Below are 15399 nucleotides of genomic sequence, written 5' to 3'. Positions count from 1 at the left end.
ATGAATACCTGTATGCAAGCGCCGATACTCGTTATGGATATTGCAAAAAATGACTTTTTGATAACATTATGCAATAGCATAAAAGAAGGAGCTGCCATTGTAGAAAAGGATACTACAAAAATTGTTTTTTGTAATGCTGCCTGGCTTAAGTTGTTTGATTTTGATGCATCTGCTGAAATAGACATGACTCAGGTAGATCAACGCAGGATAATAAAACTTACAGATGCAGAGATAGAAAACCGTATTGTCACATTAGAAAGAGAAGGGTTTTTTTGCGAACAGACAGAATATATATCTAAGAATGGACGGTCGTTCTGGGGAGAGTTATCGATCAGACCATTTAAAAATAAAGAAAGAATTTATTACATCGTTGTAATTGATAAGATTGACAGCGTAAAAGAAACTGAACGAATGATCGCACAGGATAAGCAAAGATTTGATGCATTGCTTGAATATGCCAGCATGGGAATCATAGAAACAAATAGCTACGGTGAAATAATTAATATTAATCTTTTCGCTTTAATGCTTTTTGGCTACAGCAAGGAAGAAATATTAAAAAAGAAGATAGAGTTGCTGATTCCAACAAGGTATCATTCTAAACATTTACATCACAGGGGTCACTACATAGCGCATCCGAAGAACAGGCCTATGGGAGTTGGTATGGATTTGTTTGCCGTTAAAAAGGATGGAACTGAATTCCCCGTAGAAGTAAGTCTTAGCAGCTATATCCGGGATAACGAACAATGTATCATAGCTTTTGTGAGTGATATTTCTATCCGTAAAAAGTCGGAAACGGAAATTAAAAACCTGAATGATGAGTTGGAAGGAAAAATTGAACAGCGAACGAAGGAGCTTAAAACCGCCATACAACAATTGGAATTGTCCAAGGAAGAACTTTCCAAATTGCTGGAAAAAGAGAAGGAATTGAATGAACTTAAATCCCGGTTTGTGTCTATGGCTTCTCACGAATTCCGAACTCCTTTAAGTACTATACTCTCATCGGTTTACTTATTAGAGCAATACAATAACAACAACGATCAGGCAAAGCGGGATAGGCATCTGAAACGAATTATCTCATCTGCAAATATGCTGACCGACATTTTAAACGATTTTCTCAGCGTGGACAAAATTGAAGAGGGGAAAATTAACGTTAAATACACTGAATTTGATATTCAGCATCTGATCGTATCGGTAACAGATGAAATAAAAAATACCCTGAAGAAGGGGCAGGTAATCAATTATGTTCATGATGGTCATTCCATGGTTTTTTTAGATCCCACATTACTGAAGCATATTATTATGAACCTGGTATCGAATGCCGGCAAATTTTCTCCGGAAGCAAGTCTTATCAGGATCAAAACATATTCTGATGAGGACCGTTTTATTTTTTCAATAACAGATCAGGGCATAGGCATTTCGAAAGATGACCAAAAGCATTTAATGGAAAGATTTTTCCGGGGGAACAATGTCACCGGTATACAGGGAACAGGCCTTGGGCTACACATTGTATCTAAATATGCTGAATTGATGAACGGTTCAGTTGAATGCAAAAGCGAATTGCTGGAAGGCACTGAGTTTATAATAACTTTTAATGAAAAAACCAATCGTTATGAAAAAGATATTAATCATTGAAGACAATGAAGATATCAGAAATAACACTTCGGAAATATTGAAATTATCGAATTATATGGTGATCACGGCAGAAAATGGAAAAGCGGGAGTGGTAAAGGCGATCGAGAATAAACCGGATCTGATTATCTGCGATATTATGATGCCTGAGCTTGATGGATATGGGGTACTTCATGCTATTCAAAATAATGAAGTGATAAAAAATACGCCATTCATCTTTCTTACTGCCAGGGCCGAACGAAGCGATTTTCGCAAAGGAATGGAATTGGGTGCAGACGATTACCTTATAAAACCGTTTGATGGTACAGAATTGCTGAATGCGGTCAACAGCCGGATAAAGAAGTTAGACCTGCTGAAACAGGAACTCAATGCTAGTCTGGCCGGTGTTAGACAGCTTCTTGAAGCATCGTCTGGCAAAAAAGAATTGCAAGCACTTACTGAAGACAGGAATATTAACCGGTATAAAAAAAAGCAAACGATCTATTCTGAGGGGAATCATCCTAGTCGCATTTATTATATTATAAAGGGGAAAATAAAGGCATATAAAACAAACAAGGACGGAAAAGAGTTGGTGACCGATCTTTTCAGTGCCGGAGATTTTGTAGGACATATCGCTCTTTTAGAAAAATCTACCTATAAAGATACTGCTGAAGCACTGGAAGATCTGGAACTGGCGGTGATACCCAAAGAAGACTTTGATGAATTAATCGACAAGAACCCGGAAGTTTCCCGGAAGTTTATTCAGCTACTCGCAAAGAATATTTCGGAAAAAGAAAATCAACTTTTAAAACTTGCTTATAATTCCCTCCGGAAGAAAGTTGCAGATACACTTTTGCTAATCCAGGCAAAGTATATGAAGGGGGGGCAAAATTTTGATATTGACCTCAGTCGTGAAAATCTGGCTACCATGGCGGGTACTGCTACAGAATCTCTTATAAGAACACTCAGTGATTTTAAGAATGAAAAACTGATCGATATACATGATGGCCGGATCAGTATTCTTAATCAGGAGAAACTTGAAAATTTATTCGGTTAATTTTTTGCTGATTTGCCTTCTTTCAGATGGAATTTTCCATAGATGTCTTCGTAAAACAGGACTCTGCCGGTTGAATCACACCCCGCCGGGTTGTACCATACGATCACGGGCATAGGGTTATCTGCAGAGACTGTTATGGGGGACCGGTTTTTGAGACAGCCCTTTTGTTCGAGCGTATCGATTGCCAGGGGGTGGGCTTCTAACACAAGATGGCCCAGCTTCATAGGGCTTTCCATCCTCAGGCACCCATGACTGAAATACCTTTTATTCAACATGAAGGCATTCTTGAAGGGGGTATCATGCAAATACACGCCGAAAGGGCTATAAAAGTCCAGTTTCAACAGCCCCAACGCATTATCGCATCCGGTGCTTTGGCGAATAGTATATGGGAAATGCTTTATGCTTAAATCCTGCCATTTTATGTTGTAAGGATTTATGATCTTCCCGGCGCTGTTCAATATCTGAAAATTACCAGCACCAACGAATGCAGGATTTGCCTTGATCAGGGGTAATAGCTCTTTGGCAACAATACTAAATGGAACATGCCAGTAAGGATACAGAATTACTTTGCTGATCCTGCTTGCCAGTGTTGGCGTTGGAGTAGACACTTTTCCAAGTACCATTCGCATTTCCAGGATTGACCGGTTGCCCCGGTATACATTCATATATGCGGCTGGGATATTTACAACAATTACCGTTTGGTCCCGGATAAGACAATACAACCATCGGTAATAATTAACAGAAAGACTTAGTTGCTGTAATCTTTTATATAGCGAAACGTTCAATTGTTCCAAAATAGTTGAGCGGAGTACTCCATCGGACATTAAATTAAACTGGCGTTGCGCCTCCCGGATTGCTTTTTTTAATGAATTGTCAGACAGATGGATATTGACAGAATCCAAAATTGCCAATTGATAGAGTTTTAGTATCAGCGCAGTATTACTTGAGTTAACCTTATTAGATACGATGACAACCTCTTTAAAATCGCTTTCAGACATCCTGGCATTCAGTTGTTTTATTTTATTTTCCAGGGTGTTAACCTCAATCAGAGGAGGGTTAAGCTGCTCTTTTAATAGCGGCATGGACTTCGTCTCAATGGCGTTAGCTAATAATACTGGAATATCATAGCATGCGGGTTCATACTCAAGTCCGTCGTAGCCAAGTTGTGGTATAATATTGCCAAATGCAATACTTCTGTAAAAGTGAATAGCTATGCCGGAAATTCTGATTTCTCTTTTCATAGAATCATCGGCATTCTGCAATGAAAGATGCCCATTGCAAAATTCTTCAAGGAAGCCAGTTGCATAATCTTCATCCAGTAAGCCCCAATTTGCCGACTGCTTAAGCACGGTTAGCAAAAAAATCAGATTCTCTTTATTTTCTTGTTGTATCCATGCAGTCTTAAAACCAAGTTTTTCATAGAATGTTATGATTTCAACCGGATACGGAGTAATCGATCCAGGGGTGTTTTTTCCATTAGAAACAAAATTTCGCAACCTGTCCGGAGTGATTTGCGAATAGGACGTATAACTCAACAGTAAAATGATGCATATAGTTAGCCTGAATTTCACAGCATTACTATTTTTCTGATAGATAAATATTGAAAACAAGTTGACTCAGGCCGATTTGAAATAAATATGTATTTCACTCAGCAGCTTATAGAAATCTCTTTCATTTTTTAGCCTTGTAAAATCATAAAAAAGAAAATCAAAAGAAGCCCAAATTAAAAACCAGCCGGCCGGTTCCAGCAGGGCCTTAATACTAACAATAATATGAGAGGGAGAAAGAGGAAAATCGCTCCAGGAGTTCAGAAGTATGATCATTATCCCACTTAATAGAGTCAAAATGCCTTTTCTCAGCTTACCCCTACATTTAAGCTGATGAAACAGAAATTGGCGCCTGAAAAAATCGCTGAGACTGCTTACAATCACTTTTTCTGATTCTTCATTCCTTTGCTCCTGTGGCAGTAAGAGGAACAGGCCTTCGGCATTATGTTCTTTATATTTCATTTCTCTGCGTAATTCATATAAAAAATCTTCCGATATTCTCCGCTTGAGATAATGCCGGCTATCAAAATCGGAATAAATATCATCATAAGAATCCAGCCAAAGATCTAGTTCTGTCATACGATAAATGTTAATATAAGAAGCCCCGCCACCCTGAGAGACGGGGCTCTAAGCCACACAATTAGTAGGCTTACTTCACGGCGATATGTTTCGCCTGTGGCATCTTTGCCCCCTCCCTGTGAGGTAAAGAAACTTTAAGAATTCCATCTTCATACTTTGCTTCGATCTTTTCTTTGTTAACTTCATCAGGCAACGTGAAGCTTCGGCTAAAAGACGAATAACTGTATTCCTTCCTGGTAAATTTCTTCTCTTTTTCTTCTCTGCTTTCCTCTTTTTCGGAACTGATGGTGAGGATGTTGCCATCAACATCAATTTTGAAATCATCTTTTTTCATACCGGGAGCGGCCAGTGATACCAGGTATTCGTCTTTTTGTTCGGAAATATTCACTGCTGGTACATCCATCGTACGACCCCAGGAGCCGCCATTGCCAAACCATTCATTCCATGGTTTGAAAAAATCATCGAATAATGAAGGCTTTCTTTCTGATTGCCTTGCAAGTGTTTGTGTTCCCATAATTTTATATTTTGATTATTGAATGGATAATTGCAGAACAAATTTATTTTTCTTAAAAAGCACATCAAACGATTTCCATCAGTGCATGTGATGAGACTCATCAGTGAAAATAACCGTATATACAGAAATGCATTCAATAAACAATTACCTGTATGTCTTTATCTGTCGATTGTTGAGTAGTTTTGGGAATATAGATCTGTAGGATACCCTGCTTATATTCCGCACTCATGAACCCCGGGTCCACATTAGAAGGCAGCGGGATATGGCGTTTCAAGGCATTAGACTCAAATTCGTGCATCCTAGACTTTTCATTTTTTTCTTTTGTTATTTTTTCCTTCAATACAAACAAAAGCAAAGTATTGTTGTGCATATGAATGAATATATCTTCTCTTTTTACTCCGGGCAAAGATATTTCTATGTTAAAGCAGTCTTCCGTCTCAGTCATATTGACCGGAGGTATTGCCATATTCGCCGGAGCCGCTGGTTTAGTATCAAGTAAAAAAACTTCCAATTCAGGAAGCAGGATATATTCACCAGGGTAAATTGCTGACTCTTTCATATAGTGGAGTTTGAAATTTTCCATATATTTTAAAATCAAAATACTGTACACGGATGACTATCAATACGAGCAGTCAGCCATTCTTATTTGACAATAAAATAGGATTGGCCGCGCCCATATTAATGGCCTGTTCAGCCTGTTTTGAAAGTATCTTATCAATTTGCTCTTCATTCAATTTCGCCTGATGGAAAATGACCGCTGATTTTTCATTTCCAAGATTTTTTGCAAATGCGGCAACAGTACCATACATATTTATTTTGTAATGATTGATGCCCTGTATACTTGAAAGCAGACAAGCATCCCGTATTTCGGTGTTGTTGCAATTGCTCATTTTCTCTCTTGTTTCCAATATAAATGCTTGCATGATAGCGTTGGTACAGGAAAGAGATTCAATCTTTTCTTCGGCGATAAAGACTTTTATCTTTAAAAGATTATCCTTTGCAAAATCAAGATATTGCTGCAGCACATTTTTAAGAGACAGAGAACTTGCTTTGCTTATCCAATCAGGCAATATATTTTCCAGTTGTCTTTCAGCACCGTTCAATTTCCGGACATCGAAATCTATCAGATCGTGTAATGTGGTGAGACCCATAATATCTTCTCGCATAACCGAAAATTTTATTCTACAAATCTATTCCGGAAGAATGTCCTTAACATTGACGGCTATCATCAACTAATTTGATTGTTCTCACATAGAATTCACAACATATTATATGTCAATTATTTACATTTTCTGAATTATGTGCTTTAATAATCAACACGGTAATATATATTTATGTAGTACTAAACAAATCAGATAGCTGATGCTGCTTTTTGTTCAGCTTTATTTTTTTCATTATCTTACCAAAGTATTGAAACGGCTTGCTTCCATACTATTGCTGCTAACCCTGTTGCTGAACTGGTATGCTTATCCATTGATTGCGACCTGGTTTGAGAACCAGTCGGAATCCAGGCTTGCTGCCCTGCTCGACGAGGAAAAGGGTGATACTGCAGGTCTCATCAGCATCAAAGTGCATGCGCATCTTCCTTATCAGTATTCACAGGATTATCAAAGGATCAAAGGAAATATCGAGATCAATGGTGTCAGTTATACCTATGTCAAACGCCGTTTTTACAATGATAGCCTGGAATTATTGTGCATACCGAATATTGAGAGAACAAACCTGCTCAACCTGAGAACGGAATACCTGAAGAGTACCAACAATGCAGAAGCCTCGCTTCCACTGAAAAAAAGCAATAATTCTCATCTTTCAAAATCAACCACACAGGATTTTTACACGGAAGAATTTGTTTCTTTTCTTTATAATAATGATCCCTCACTAACAGAGCATTGCCCGGACTGGAATGACTGGACAAGCTATAGCCACCTGAAAAAAATAGACCAGCCGCCGGAATGCGATCGTATCTGATTCGCGCACAACAGTAATGATTTATCAACTTTAGCAGGAACGTGCCATGCACGTTTATGGCCTTGTACGGCTATTATATCATGTCGCAGCAGTTATCCTGCGATATGCACCTGATTACTATCAATAAAACAACACCAATGGAACGCTGCTTTATACGAAAGAGGCTCTTCGTCTTAGCCTTGTTACTGATCACTGGCAACATACTCCTGGCGCAGACCGACCAGGACGCCATTATGATGAGCAAGCATAATTTCTGTACCGGACTAATGTATGGTCACAGCAACTGGGATCATTACTGGGAGGGTACTTACAAGAGAGACAACCTTAACCTGGGCACTGTAAGCACCAACAGTTACGCAGTGATGGGTAATTATGGCATCACAGATCAACTGAATTTTTTATTCGGGCTACCTTATATACAGACAAAGGCTTCGGCGGGAACCCTGCATCAGCAAAAAGGAATACAGGATCTTTCAGTCTGGCTGAAATGGCTGGCCGCAGAAAAAATAGTTGGTAAGAATGATCTTTCCCTGTATTTACTGGGCGGCCTTTCTACACCGCTTTCCAACTATACAGCGGATTTTCTGCCTATGTCTATCGGCTTGCAGAGCACTACTTTTTCAGGAAGACTGATGCTGGATTATCAGCGAGGGGGCTTCTTTGCAACGGGTTCGGCCACCTATACTTACCGGAATGATATTACTATCGACAGAACATCCTACTACACCACAGCACAGGTGCGGAGCAATAAAGTAGACATGCCCGATATGGCTGCCTTTTCACTGCGAGCCGGTTACCGGAGCCATCCACTCATTGCTGAAGTGGTAATTAGCAATATGCAAACGCTGGGTGGCTTTGATATTCGCAAGAACGACATGCCTTTTCCCAGTAATACAATGAATGCTACTTCTGTAGGTGTCAATGGCAAGTATGAGATTGCCAAAATAGATGGACTTTCCATAACAGGCGGCGCTAACTATGTGGTAGCCGGCAGGAATGTTGGCCAGTCAACAAGTTATAACCTGGGTGTTTTTTACATTATTGCATTCCATCCAAAGAAAGAGCACAGCAATCAAAAGCCATCACACGACATTTCTAAATAACCCCACTATGAAAAAAATAATCCATTATATAGCTATCGGCTCATTCTTCTTTTTGATGGATGCCGGTTGTAATAAATCAGTAAAGGGCAAAACAGATGACCTGGTGCCGCTCAACCCACAGAACATCGATCTCAATGCAGGCACCTGGAAAACAGTATTGCTGACAAGGCCCGATACTTTTATGGTAGCAGTGCCTGCCACTACCAATTCTACGGCTTATGTTGCCGAGCTGAATGAAATCAAAGGATACCAGCATAACCTGACGGGCGACCAGGAAGCCCGCATCAGGTACTGGGCTGCCGGAGGCGTATTGCGATGGAATGAATTGATGCGTGAACTTGTGGCCAAATACAATCTTCCGCCATACCAGAATGCCGATGGCACGTATCCCATACCCAGTGCCGCCAATCCTTTCGCTTATCCATTGTTTCCATTTTCCAATCCACCGTATGCGGCAAGGGCTTATGCTTATATCAGTGCTGCACAATATGATGCACTGGTAGCCTGTTGGTACTATAAGAAATTATACAATCGGCCGGCACCATACAAAACAGATAATGGGGTGATCAGCAAAGTGCCGCAGACAGACCTGCCTTCTTATCCCTCTGAAGCAGCAGTGCTGGCAGGTGTTACGGCGGAAATGATGAAATTGTTGTTCCCTACGGAAATAGCTTCCATACAGGCAAAGACCACAGAAGAGGAAACAGCCACGATCATGTCGGGCGCAGCAACCCGAAGTGATATCGTTGCGGGTGAGGCACTGGGAAGACGGGTAGCGCAGGTGTTTATTGCAAGGGCACGTACAGACAATGCGGGGAAGGCAGCAGGCACGCCGGCTGACTGGTCGAACTTCGAAACAGTTGCAACTGCGAAGGGAGAGATACCCTGGTACAGCCTGGATGTACCGAAGCGACCACCCATGTTACCATTGTTTGGAAACGTAACGCCGTTCCTGTTCGATACGGCTACCGTTAGTGCATTGAGGCCTCCGGCGCCACCATCTACTTCCAGTGCGCAAATGAAACAGGAAACAGAAGAAATATACGAATTGTTAAAGAACCCCACACGCGAAAACATAAGGATTGTACAATTCTGGGCAGATGGAGTAAGTACCTATACGCCGGCTGGTCATTGGGACGCGATAGCCGCTGAGGATTTCATCACGAAGAATTTCAGTGAAGTAAGGTGGGCCAGGAATATGGCGTTACTGAATATGAGCCTGATGGATGCTGCCATTGTATGCTGGAATACCAAGTACTACTATTTCAATCCCAGGCCCACACAGATGAACCCGGCCATCAAAACATTAACCGGCATCCCTAATTTCCCTTCTTATATTTCCGGGCACTCTACTTTCAGTGGAGCAGCGGCGGCCATATTGGGATATATTGTGCCGGATAAGGCCAGCGTTTATACAGCCATGGCACAGGAAGCATCTTTTTCAAGGATGGCAGGTGGTATACATTACCGGTCGGATTGTGCTATTGGATTACAGGTAGGAACAAACATTGGCAATTATGCCATTACCCGCGCAAAGAATGATGGAGCTGACAAATAGCCGATTAACAAAGGCCGCACAACAAATACCAAAGAGATAGCTTATTTAAAGAGGAAGCACCCGGAACGAATGGGTGCTTTCTCTTGCTACTCCGCCAGAGTTTGGCAAATATAAATTTACAAACATTAACCTCTACCCAAAGTCATTCATAGCAGATGAGGAAGCAAGAGAAAAAGCGAATCTTGCCATGGAAAAAACGCACAAGTCAACTTAAAATCATCAGCCCGTCTGACTTTAATCATACACCTGCAGCAGTACGTACTATAATTTTGATGTCGGTTTCGTGAACAATCGTTCATTCATTCATTCAGATTTAAAAACATTGTTTATGGATATCCGGTCATCATGCAGAAAACCTGCTCAATTGATAATCGTTGTGCTATTCGCTTCTATTATCCCTTTATGTCAATTATCAGCACAATCAAAACCCTGGCTTGTTCCCAAAGAATATATCAATCTCAGTAATCCCATGGCCGATAACCAGGCGGCAATAAAGGAGGGGAGAACTTTATATACAACCAATTGCGCCCCTTGCCATGGAGACAAAGGTAAAGGAGACGGCCCGGCAGCGGCTGCACTAAATCCTAAACCTGCCGATCATAGTTCCATCATCATGCTGCGTGAAACAGACGGAGATATATTCTATAAAATAAGCGAAGGGAGAACACCGATGCCTCAATACAAATCTGCTTTCACGGAAAAGCAACGATGGGAGTTGGTGGCCTATATCCGAACATTATCTAAAGGATCTAAACGATAGTTATGGCAATGATTTACCCGAATGAATGCTTTGTAACATGCTTCACTATAAAAAATCTATTTTATGAAAAAGCAATACTTACTATTGAAAATATTCATTTGTTTTTCATGGATTACCTTCTTTCAAAATAAAGCCGGTGCGCAACAAACGGTAGTTGATTCTTCTTTGCTCGACAGGATGGCGGCACTTGAGAAAAAAGTTGCTGAGAAAAGATCGGGAGAAGATCATTTTATGGTAGCCGGACTAACCACAATTGGATTTTCAAGTTATAAAACTACCAATACCTTGAATGGCGCCTCCGTTGTTTCAAAGGCCAATAGCTTTCCAGATGCCAACCACTATGAATTCAGTCCCATGTTTTTATGGCGGCATGGAAAAAATTTCTTATTGGAATTTGAACCTTCCTTCAACAACAATGGATTAAGTGTAAACTGGGCTGATGTATCCTGGTTTGCTGCTCCAGGTTTGATCTTTCGGGCGGGGTATTTTGTTTTGCCCTATGGATCTTACGCTAAAAGGTTAGCGGCCGGATGGATTAACAAATTAGCTACAGACCCAATCGGGATAGCGGGTATGACGCCAACAGATTATGGTATTGAAGCTGAAGGAGGATTCCATTTAGGCGACATGAAAATGAATTATGATATTGCCCTAACCAACGGCAGCCAGCTACACCCGGATGGAACTTTAACAAGTGGGAATATTACAGATAATAACAATAATAAGACCGTAACTGGCCGTGTGGGCTTGCTTCCATTTCCCAACTCTTCATTAGAAGTAGGTGTATCGGGTATGTTTGGGAAAGTAGGCACCCCGGGAAGTGCAACGCAGAATGCAAAAGGAAATTCTTATGCTTTTGACTTAAACTACGTAAAGAATTTCAATCCTGTTTTGCTGAATATAAAAGCACAATACAATATTCAGAACATCGACAATGTGAATTATATAAGCCCTGTTGATACTACGCAGACTTATACATTCGATAACCACACGATCGCGTCGTTTGCACAATGTTCCCTACGCCCGGTCAATGTCAACAGTTTTATAAAAAATATAGAAGTGGCAGGAAGGTACACTATGTACAATACGCCAGCTAATTCCACTTTCGGAAGCGACCAACATGCTGTAACGGTAGGGCTCAGCTATTGGTTAAACTGGAGAACTGTTTTTAAAGTAACGTACGAATCCTACACAGGCAACAGTACTGCCAGCAAAGATTTAGGTGCATTTACCGGTAAAACAAGCACCAATACATTGTTTGTTCAGTTCTCTATTCAATTATAAAAATGGATAGTATATGAAAAAGATTTCATTTAAAAAAACGAAAATCATTACAGCGCTGCTTTCATTTATATCCGTTACAGTATTGTTCATGAACAGCTGTAAAGTAAGTCAGAAAGTGGCAATGAGGTCAGGCGCGCAATTGTGGACTGAAAACTGCCAACGTTGTCATAATACCCCTTCTCCATCCACATTTTCGCCGGAGCAATGGGAAACGATTGGCTTGCATATGCAAAGTCGTGCACTGCTCACCAACAAGGAGAGAGACAAGATCATTGAATTTATGAAACAGTAGCGTTGTTGATCATAATGGCAGATTTCCACAACTGCCGGTAAGTACGGGATGGTTGTTTTTGATATTTGTGTAATTTCAGCGAAACCGCTGCCAGATGAAAAAAATAGCAGGCCTGCTGGGTATATTCTTCCTCTTACATGCCCAGGCACAGCAACCTATCAATCCCCAATTATTGAACGGCTCATGGAAGGCCCGGTGGATCAGCTGTTCCGGAATAGCGCAAAGAGCCTACGGTGTATATCATTTCAGAAAAATACTGCATATAGAGAAAAAGCCACAGCAGTTCATTATACATGTTTCTGCCGATAACCGGTATCGGTTGTTTGTGAACGAAAAAATGGTGTCGGCCGGCCCGGCCCGTTGCGACCTCAATCACTGGAATTTTGAAACGGTCGATATCGCTGCACAATTACAAGAAGGCGATAATATCATTGCTGCACAGGTCTGGAATATGGCTGAATATGCGGCGGTTCCACAAATGAGTAACCAGACCGGTTTTTTATTGCAGGGCGATGGTGATGCGGAACAGATACTCAACACGAACAATTCCTGGAAAGCTTGTAAAGACAGCGCCTACACGCCCTGCTCTTTGGAAAATGGAGCAAAGCTGCGCTCATATATGGTCATTGGTCCGGGCGATAAGGTAGATGCCAGCGCTTACCCCTGGGGATGGCAGACACGGAACTTCGACGATAGTAGATGGCAACAGGCTGTTGTGGTAGCCGGGGTACAGCCTGTAGGTTATGGCACGGATAATTTATGGACGCTCGCGCCGCGCACCATTCCACAAATGGAAGAATCTTTGCAACGCATCGTTAGCGTAAGGAGAAAATCGGGTATCCAGGATGCGGGTTTTATTGCAGGCAATCATCCGGTAACTATTCCGGCTAATACAACTGCAAGTATTTTACTTGATCAAACATTTAATACGGTAGCTTATCCTGAATTGAATGTAAGCGGGGGGAAGGGGAGTGCCGTAAAATTGACGTATGCAGAAGCGTTGTTCGATACCAATCATATCAAGGGTAACCGGAACGAGATTGAAGGTAAAAGCATAGCAGGTAACTATGATATTTTCCTGCCCGATGGTGGCAATAACAGGCTTTTCAGGCCGCTGTGGTTCCGCACTTTCCGTTACCTGCAACTGGATATCACAACGGGCAATGAGCCGCTTACGATAGAAGACCTGTACGGACAGTATACAGGCTATCCCTTTGTGCAGAAAGCATCATACAGTAGTAACGACCCTTCTTTGAAAAATATATGGGATGTGGGCTGGCGTACTGCAAGGCTCTGCGCCGGGGAAAATTATTTTGATTGTCCCTATTATGAGCAATTACAATATGCGGCGGATACCCGTATCCAATGCCTGATCTCTTTATACATTACCGGTGACGACCGGCTGATGCGTAAAGCCATTGTTGATTTTCACAACTCACAGGTACCGGAGGGGTTAACGCAGAGCCGCTATCCGAGCAGTCGTTTCCAGGTGATCCCCACTTTTTCTCTTTTCTGGATCAGCATGATACATGATTACTGGATGTTGCGGCGCGATGATGCGTTTATTGAAGATAAACTACAGGCGGTACGTGCAACGCTGGGTTGGTATGAAAAAAAGATAGATGCCGGCAAACAGATGCTGGGCCCCATGAAGTGGTGGAATTTTGTGGATTGGAACAAGAGTTTCCCCGGTGGTGTTCCCGATGGGGCTACAGATGGAAACAGTTCCATTATTTCTTTACAATATGCTTATACATTAAGGCAGGCTGCTGATCTGTTCAATTATTTTGGAAAGAAAGAAGAGGCGGCGCATTACGAATCATTGGCATCTTCACTCATAAAAAACACCTATCGTTATTGTTTCGATGCAACAAAAAATGCGATGGCCAATACGCCGCTCAAGAATACCTTCAGTCAGCATGCCAGTATCATGGCTATTTTAACGGGCAGTATTCCACAGCATGACATGCAAAAAGTACTGCAAACCATTTTAACCGATAAAAGCCTCAGCCAGGCCACTTTTTATTATCGTTTCTATCTTACCCGTGCCATGAAAGCAGCAGGCATGGCCAACAGTTATTACAGTAATTTAAAACCCTGGCGGGATATGCTGGCGAATGGGCTTACTACTTTTGCAGAAAACCCGGATCCCACGCGTTCCGATTGCCATGCATGGAGCGCCAGTCCCGTGTATGATTTCCTGGCAACCATTTGCGGCATTGAGCCCGCGGCACCTGGTTTCAGAAAAATAAATATTGCGCCAGCACCAGGGGAATTGACTTCCATAAAAGGTACCATGCCGCATCCGGATGGCACCATTGCTGTTGACCTGCAACGGAAAGGTGCAAACGGAATAGAGGGCACGGTAGTATTGCCTGCTAATACTTCCGGAACATTTAACTGGAATGGGAAAACGCTGTCGTTGAAACCAGGTGAGCAGCGTGTGCAAATATTGTAGTGTGCGTTACTAAAACAGGCTCGCGGCTTCTTTGATTTGTATTGATGGGGTAACTTTAGGTATGTAACAAAATCAATAGCTATGAAATGTATTTTGTTATTAGCTACAATTATGTTGTTTTGGGCTTGTAATGGGGCTGGCTCGAACACACAATCATTGCAAAAGCAAATAGATAGCCTGCAAGCGCAAATTAATAAAACGTATAAGCCGGGATTCGGAGAGTTTATGAGCGGCATCCAGGTGCATCACAACAAGCTTTGGTTTGCAGGAATCAATCAAAACTGGAAGCTGGCCGATTTCGAAATCAACGAAATCAAAGAGAGTCTTGACGATATAAAAATGTATTGTACAGACCGGCCGGAGACCAGGTCTATCGGAATGATCGATTCATCGCTACAAAGTGTGAGCAATGCTATTCAACAAAAAAACAGTATTCAATTTAAAAATAGCTTTCATCTCCTTACAACAACCTGCAATAGCTGTCACCAGGCAACGGGGCATGCATTTAATGTAATTACAGTGCCATCCATACCGCCATTCAGCAACCAGGATTTCAGCACTAAGTAACCTATTTCTTTTTCTTAAGTAAAACTGCGGTACTTAATAATTCATTGGCTTTTTCGATCTTTTCTTTAAAAGACGAACTTTTAATCTGCCTCTTTGTAAACGAA

Annotated in this window: 15 protein-coding genes; 10 read left to right on the top strand and 5 right to left on the bottom strand. The window is 41.5% G+C overall.

The features are described 5' to 3' along the window. Positions 1–12: 12 nt before the first annotated feature. Together SEDOR53_RS18095 and SEDOR53_RS0113830 are read left to right on the top strand one after the other, a co-directional pair. Positions 13–1632: a PAS domain S-box protein gene (locus SEDOR53_RS18095; RefSeq protein WP_198018957.1), complete on the top strand. Its 1620-nt coding sequence runs from the start codon at positions 13–15 to the stop codon at positions 1630–1632. Beyond that, the gene (locus SEDOR53_RS0113830; RefSeq protein ID WP_026770255.1) at positions 1610–2665 is read left to right on the top strand and encodes a response regulator; all 1056 of its coding nucleotides are present in this window, start codon (positions 1610–1612) and stop codon (positions 2663–2665) included. Before SEDOR53_RS18095 ends, SEDOR53_RS0113830 begins: the two co-directional genes overlap by 23 nt. Here the strand turns inward: SEDOR53_RS0113830 and SEDOR53_RS18640 are convergent. From SEDOR53_RS18640 to SEDOR53_RS0113805, 5 genes are all read right to left on the bottom strand, one after another. Next, complete coding sequence (locus SEDOR53_RS18640) at positions 2662–4236, bottom strand: L,D-transpeptidase family protein (protein WP_157576829.1); 1575 nt, start codon at positions 4234–4236, stop codon at positions 2662–2664. The genes SEDOR53_RS0113830 and SEDOR53_RS18640 overlap by 4 nt on opposite strands. A gap of 45 nt (positions 4237–4281) precedes the next feature. Then, complete coding sequence (locus tag SEDOR53_RS0113820; RefSeq protein WP_026770254.1) at positions 4282–4791, bottom strand: hypothetical protein; 510 nt, start codon at positions 4789–4791, stop codon at positions 4282–4284. 70 nt (positions 4792–4861) lie between these two features. Continuing rightward, the gene (locus tag SEDOR53_RS0113815) at positions 4862–5305 is read right to left on the bottom strand and encodes an Hsp20/alpha crystallin family protein (RefSeq protein WP_026770253.1); all 444 of its coding nucleotides are present in this window, start codon (positions 5303–5305) and stop codon (positions 4862–4864) included. A 133-nt stretch (positions 5306–5438) separates the two neighbouring features. Beyond that, a complete protein-coding gene (locus SEDOR53_RS0113810; protein WP_198018955.1) occupies positions 5439–5864 on the bottom strand; it encodes an Hsp20/alpha crystallin family protein in 426 nt (141 codons plus the stop codon). Between the two features lie 73 nt (positions 5865–5937). Further along, a complete protein-coding gene (locus SEDOR53_RS0113805) occupies positions 5938–6471 on the bottom strand; it encodes a ferritin-like domain-containing protein (RefSeq protein ID WP_026770251.1) in 534 nt (177 codons plus the stop codon). 196 nt (positions 6472–6667) lie between these two features. Here SEDOR53_RS0113805 and SEDOR53_RS0113800 point away from each other — a divergent pair, with 196 nt between their 5' ends. The 8 genes from SEDOR53_RS0113800 to SEDOR53_RS0113765 all read left to right on the top strand — a co-directional run bounded on the left by SEDOR53_RS0113800 (position 6668) and on the right by SEDOR53_RS0113765 (position 15295). Beyond that, a complete protein-coding gene (locus SEDOR53_RS0113800; protein ID WP_026770250.1) occupies positions 6668–7273 on the top strand; it encodes a hypothetical protein in 606 nt (201 codons plus the stop codon). A 104-nt stretch (positions 7274–7377) separates the two neighbouring features. Then, the gene (locus tag SEDOR53_RS0113795) at positions 7378–8376 is read left to right on the top strand and encodes a hypothetical protein (protein ID WP_051416768.1); all 999 of its coding nucleotides are present in this window, start codon (positions 7378–7380) and stop codon (positions 8374–8376) included. Positions 8377–8383: 7 nt separating this feature from the next. Next, positions 8384–9934 carry a phosphatase PAP2 family protein gene (locus tag SEDOR53_RS0113790; RefSeq protein ID WP_026770248.1) on the top strand — a complete coding sequence of 517 codons (1551 nt, stop codon included), beginning with the start codon at positions 8384–8386 and terminating at the stop codon, positions 9932–9934. Between the two features lie 364 nt (positions 9935–10298). After that, on the top strand, positions 10299–10694 hold the full coding sequence (locus tag SEDOR53_RS0113785) for a cytochrome c (protein WP_232214778.1): 396 nt from the start codon (positions 10299–10301) through the stop codon (positions 10692–10694). A gap of 63 nt (positions 10695–10757) precedes the next feature. Next, on the top strand, positions 10758–11978 hold the full coding sequence (locus SEDOR53_RS0113780; protein ID WP_026770246.1) for a hypothetical protein: 1221 nt from the start codon (positions 10758–10760) through the stop codon (positions 11976–11978). A 13-nt stretch (positions 11979–11991) separates the two neighbouring features. Then, positions 11992–12270: a cytochrome c gene (locus tag SEDOR53_RS0113775; protein WP_051347882.1), complete on the top strand. Its 279-nt coding sequence runs from the start codon at positions 11992–11994 to the stop codon at positions 12268–12270. Between the two features lie 94 nt (positions 12271–12364). After that, on the top strand, positions 12365–14728 hold the full coding sequence (locus tag SEDOR53_RS0113770; protein ID WP_026770244.1) for a family 78 glycoside hydrolase catalytic domain: 2364 nt from the start codon (positions 12365–12367) through the stop codon (positions 14726–14728). A gap of 156 nt (positions 14729–14884) precedes the next feature. Beyond that, positions 14885–15295: a hypothetical protein gene (locus SEDOR53_RS0113765; protein WP_070415593.1), complete on the top strand. Its 411-nt coding sequence runs from the start codon at positions 14885–14887 to the stop codon at positions 15293–15295. Positions 15296–15399: the final 104 nt, after the last annotated feature.

This window comes from Asinibacterium sp. OR53 (assembly GCF_000515315.1).
Classification (GTDB): domain Bacteria; phylum Bacteroidota; class Bacteroidia; order Chitinophagales; family Chitinophagaceae; genus Sediminibacterium.
This window is presented reverse-complemented; position numbering and strand designations above follow the sequence as displayed.

Coding starts and splice junctions, on each gene's coding strand:
- SEDOR53_RS18095 (WP_198018957.1), top strand. CDS start 13: ATGCAAGCGCCGATACTCGTTATGGATATTGCAAAAAATGACTTTTTG.
- SEDOR53_RS0113830 (WP_026770255.1), top strand. CDS start 1,610: ATGAAAAAGATATTAATCATTGAAGACAATGAAGATATCAGAAATAAC.
- SEDOR53_RS0113820 (WP_026770254.1), bottom strand. CDS start 4,791: ATGACAGAACTAGATCTTTGGCTGGATTCTTATGATGATATTTATTCC.
- SEDOR53_RS0113815 (WP_026770253.1), bottom strand. CDS start 5,305: ATGGGAACACAAACACTTGCAAGGCAATCAGAAAGAAAGCCTTCATTA.
- SEDOR53_RS0113810 (WP_198018955.1), bottom strand. CDS start 5,864: ATGAAAGAGTCAGCAATTTACCCTGGTGAATATATCCTGCTTCCTGAA.
- SEDOR53_RS0113805 (WP_026770251.1), bottom strand. CDS start 6,471: ATGCGAGAAGATATTATGGGTCTCACCACATTACACGATCTGATAGAT.
- SEDOR53_RS0113800 (WP_026770250.1), top strand. CDS start 6,668: ATGCTGCTTTTTGTTCAGCTTTATTTTTTTCATTATCTTACCAAAGTA.
- SEDOR53_RS0113795 (WP_051416768.1), top strand. CDS start 7,378: ATGCACCTGATTACTATCAATAAAACAACACCAATGGAACGCTGCTTT.
- SEDOR53_RS0113790 (WP_026770248.1), top strand. CDS start 8,384: ATGAAAAAAATAATCCATTATATAGCTATCGGCTCATTCTTCTTTTTG.
- SEDOR53_RS0113780 (WP_026770246.1), top strand. CDS start 10,758: ATGAAAAAGCAATACTTACTATTGAAAATATTCATTTGTTTTTCATGG.
- SEDOR53_RS0113775 (WP_051347882.1), top strand. CDS start 11,992: ATGAAAAAGATTTCATTTAAAAAAACGAAAATCATTACAGCGCTGCTT.
- SEDOR53_RS0113770 (WP_026770244.1), top strand. CDS start 12,365: ATGAAAAAAATAGCAGGCCTGCTGGGTATATTCTTCCTCTTACATGCC.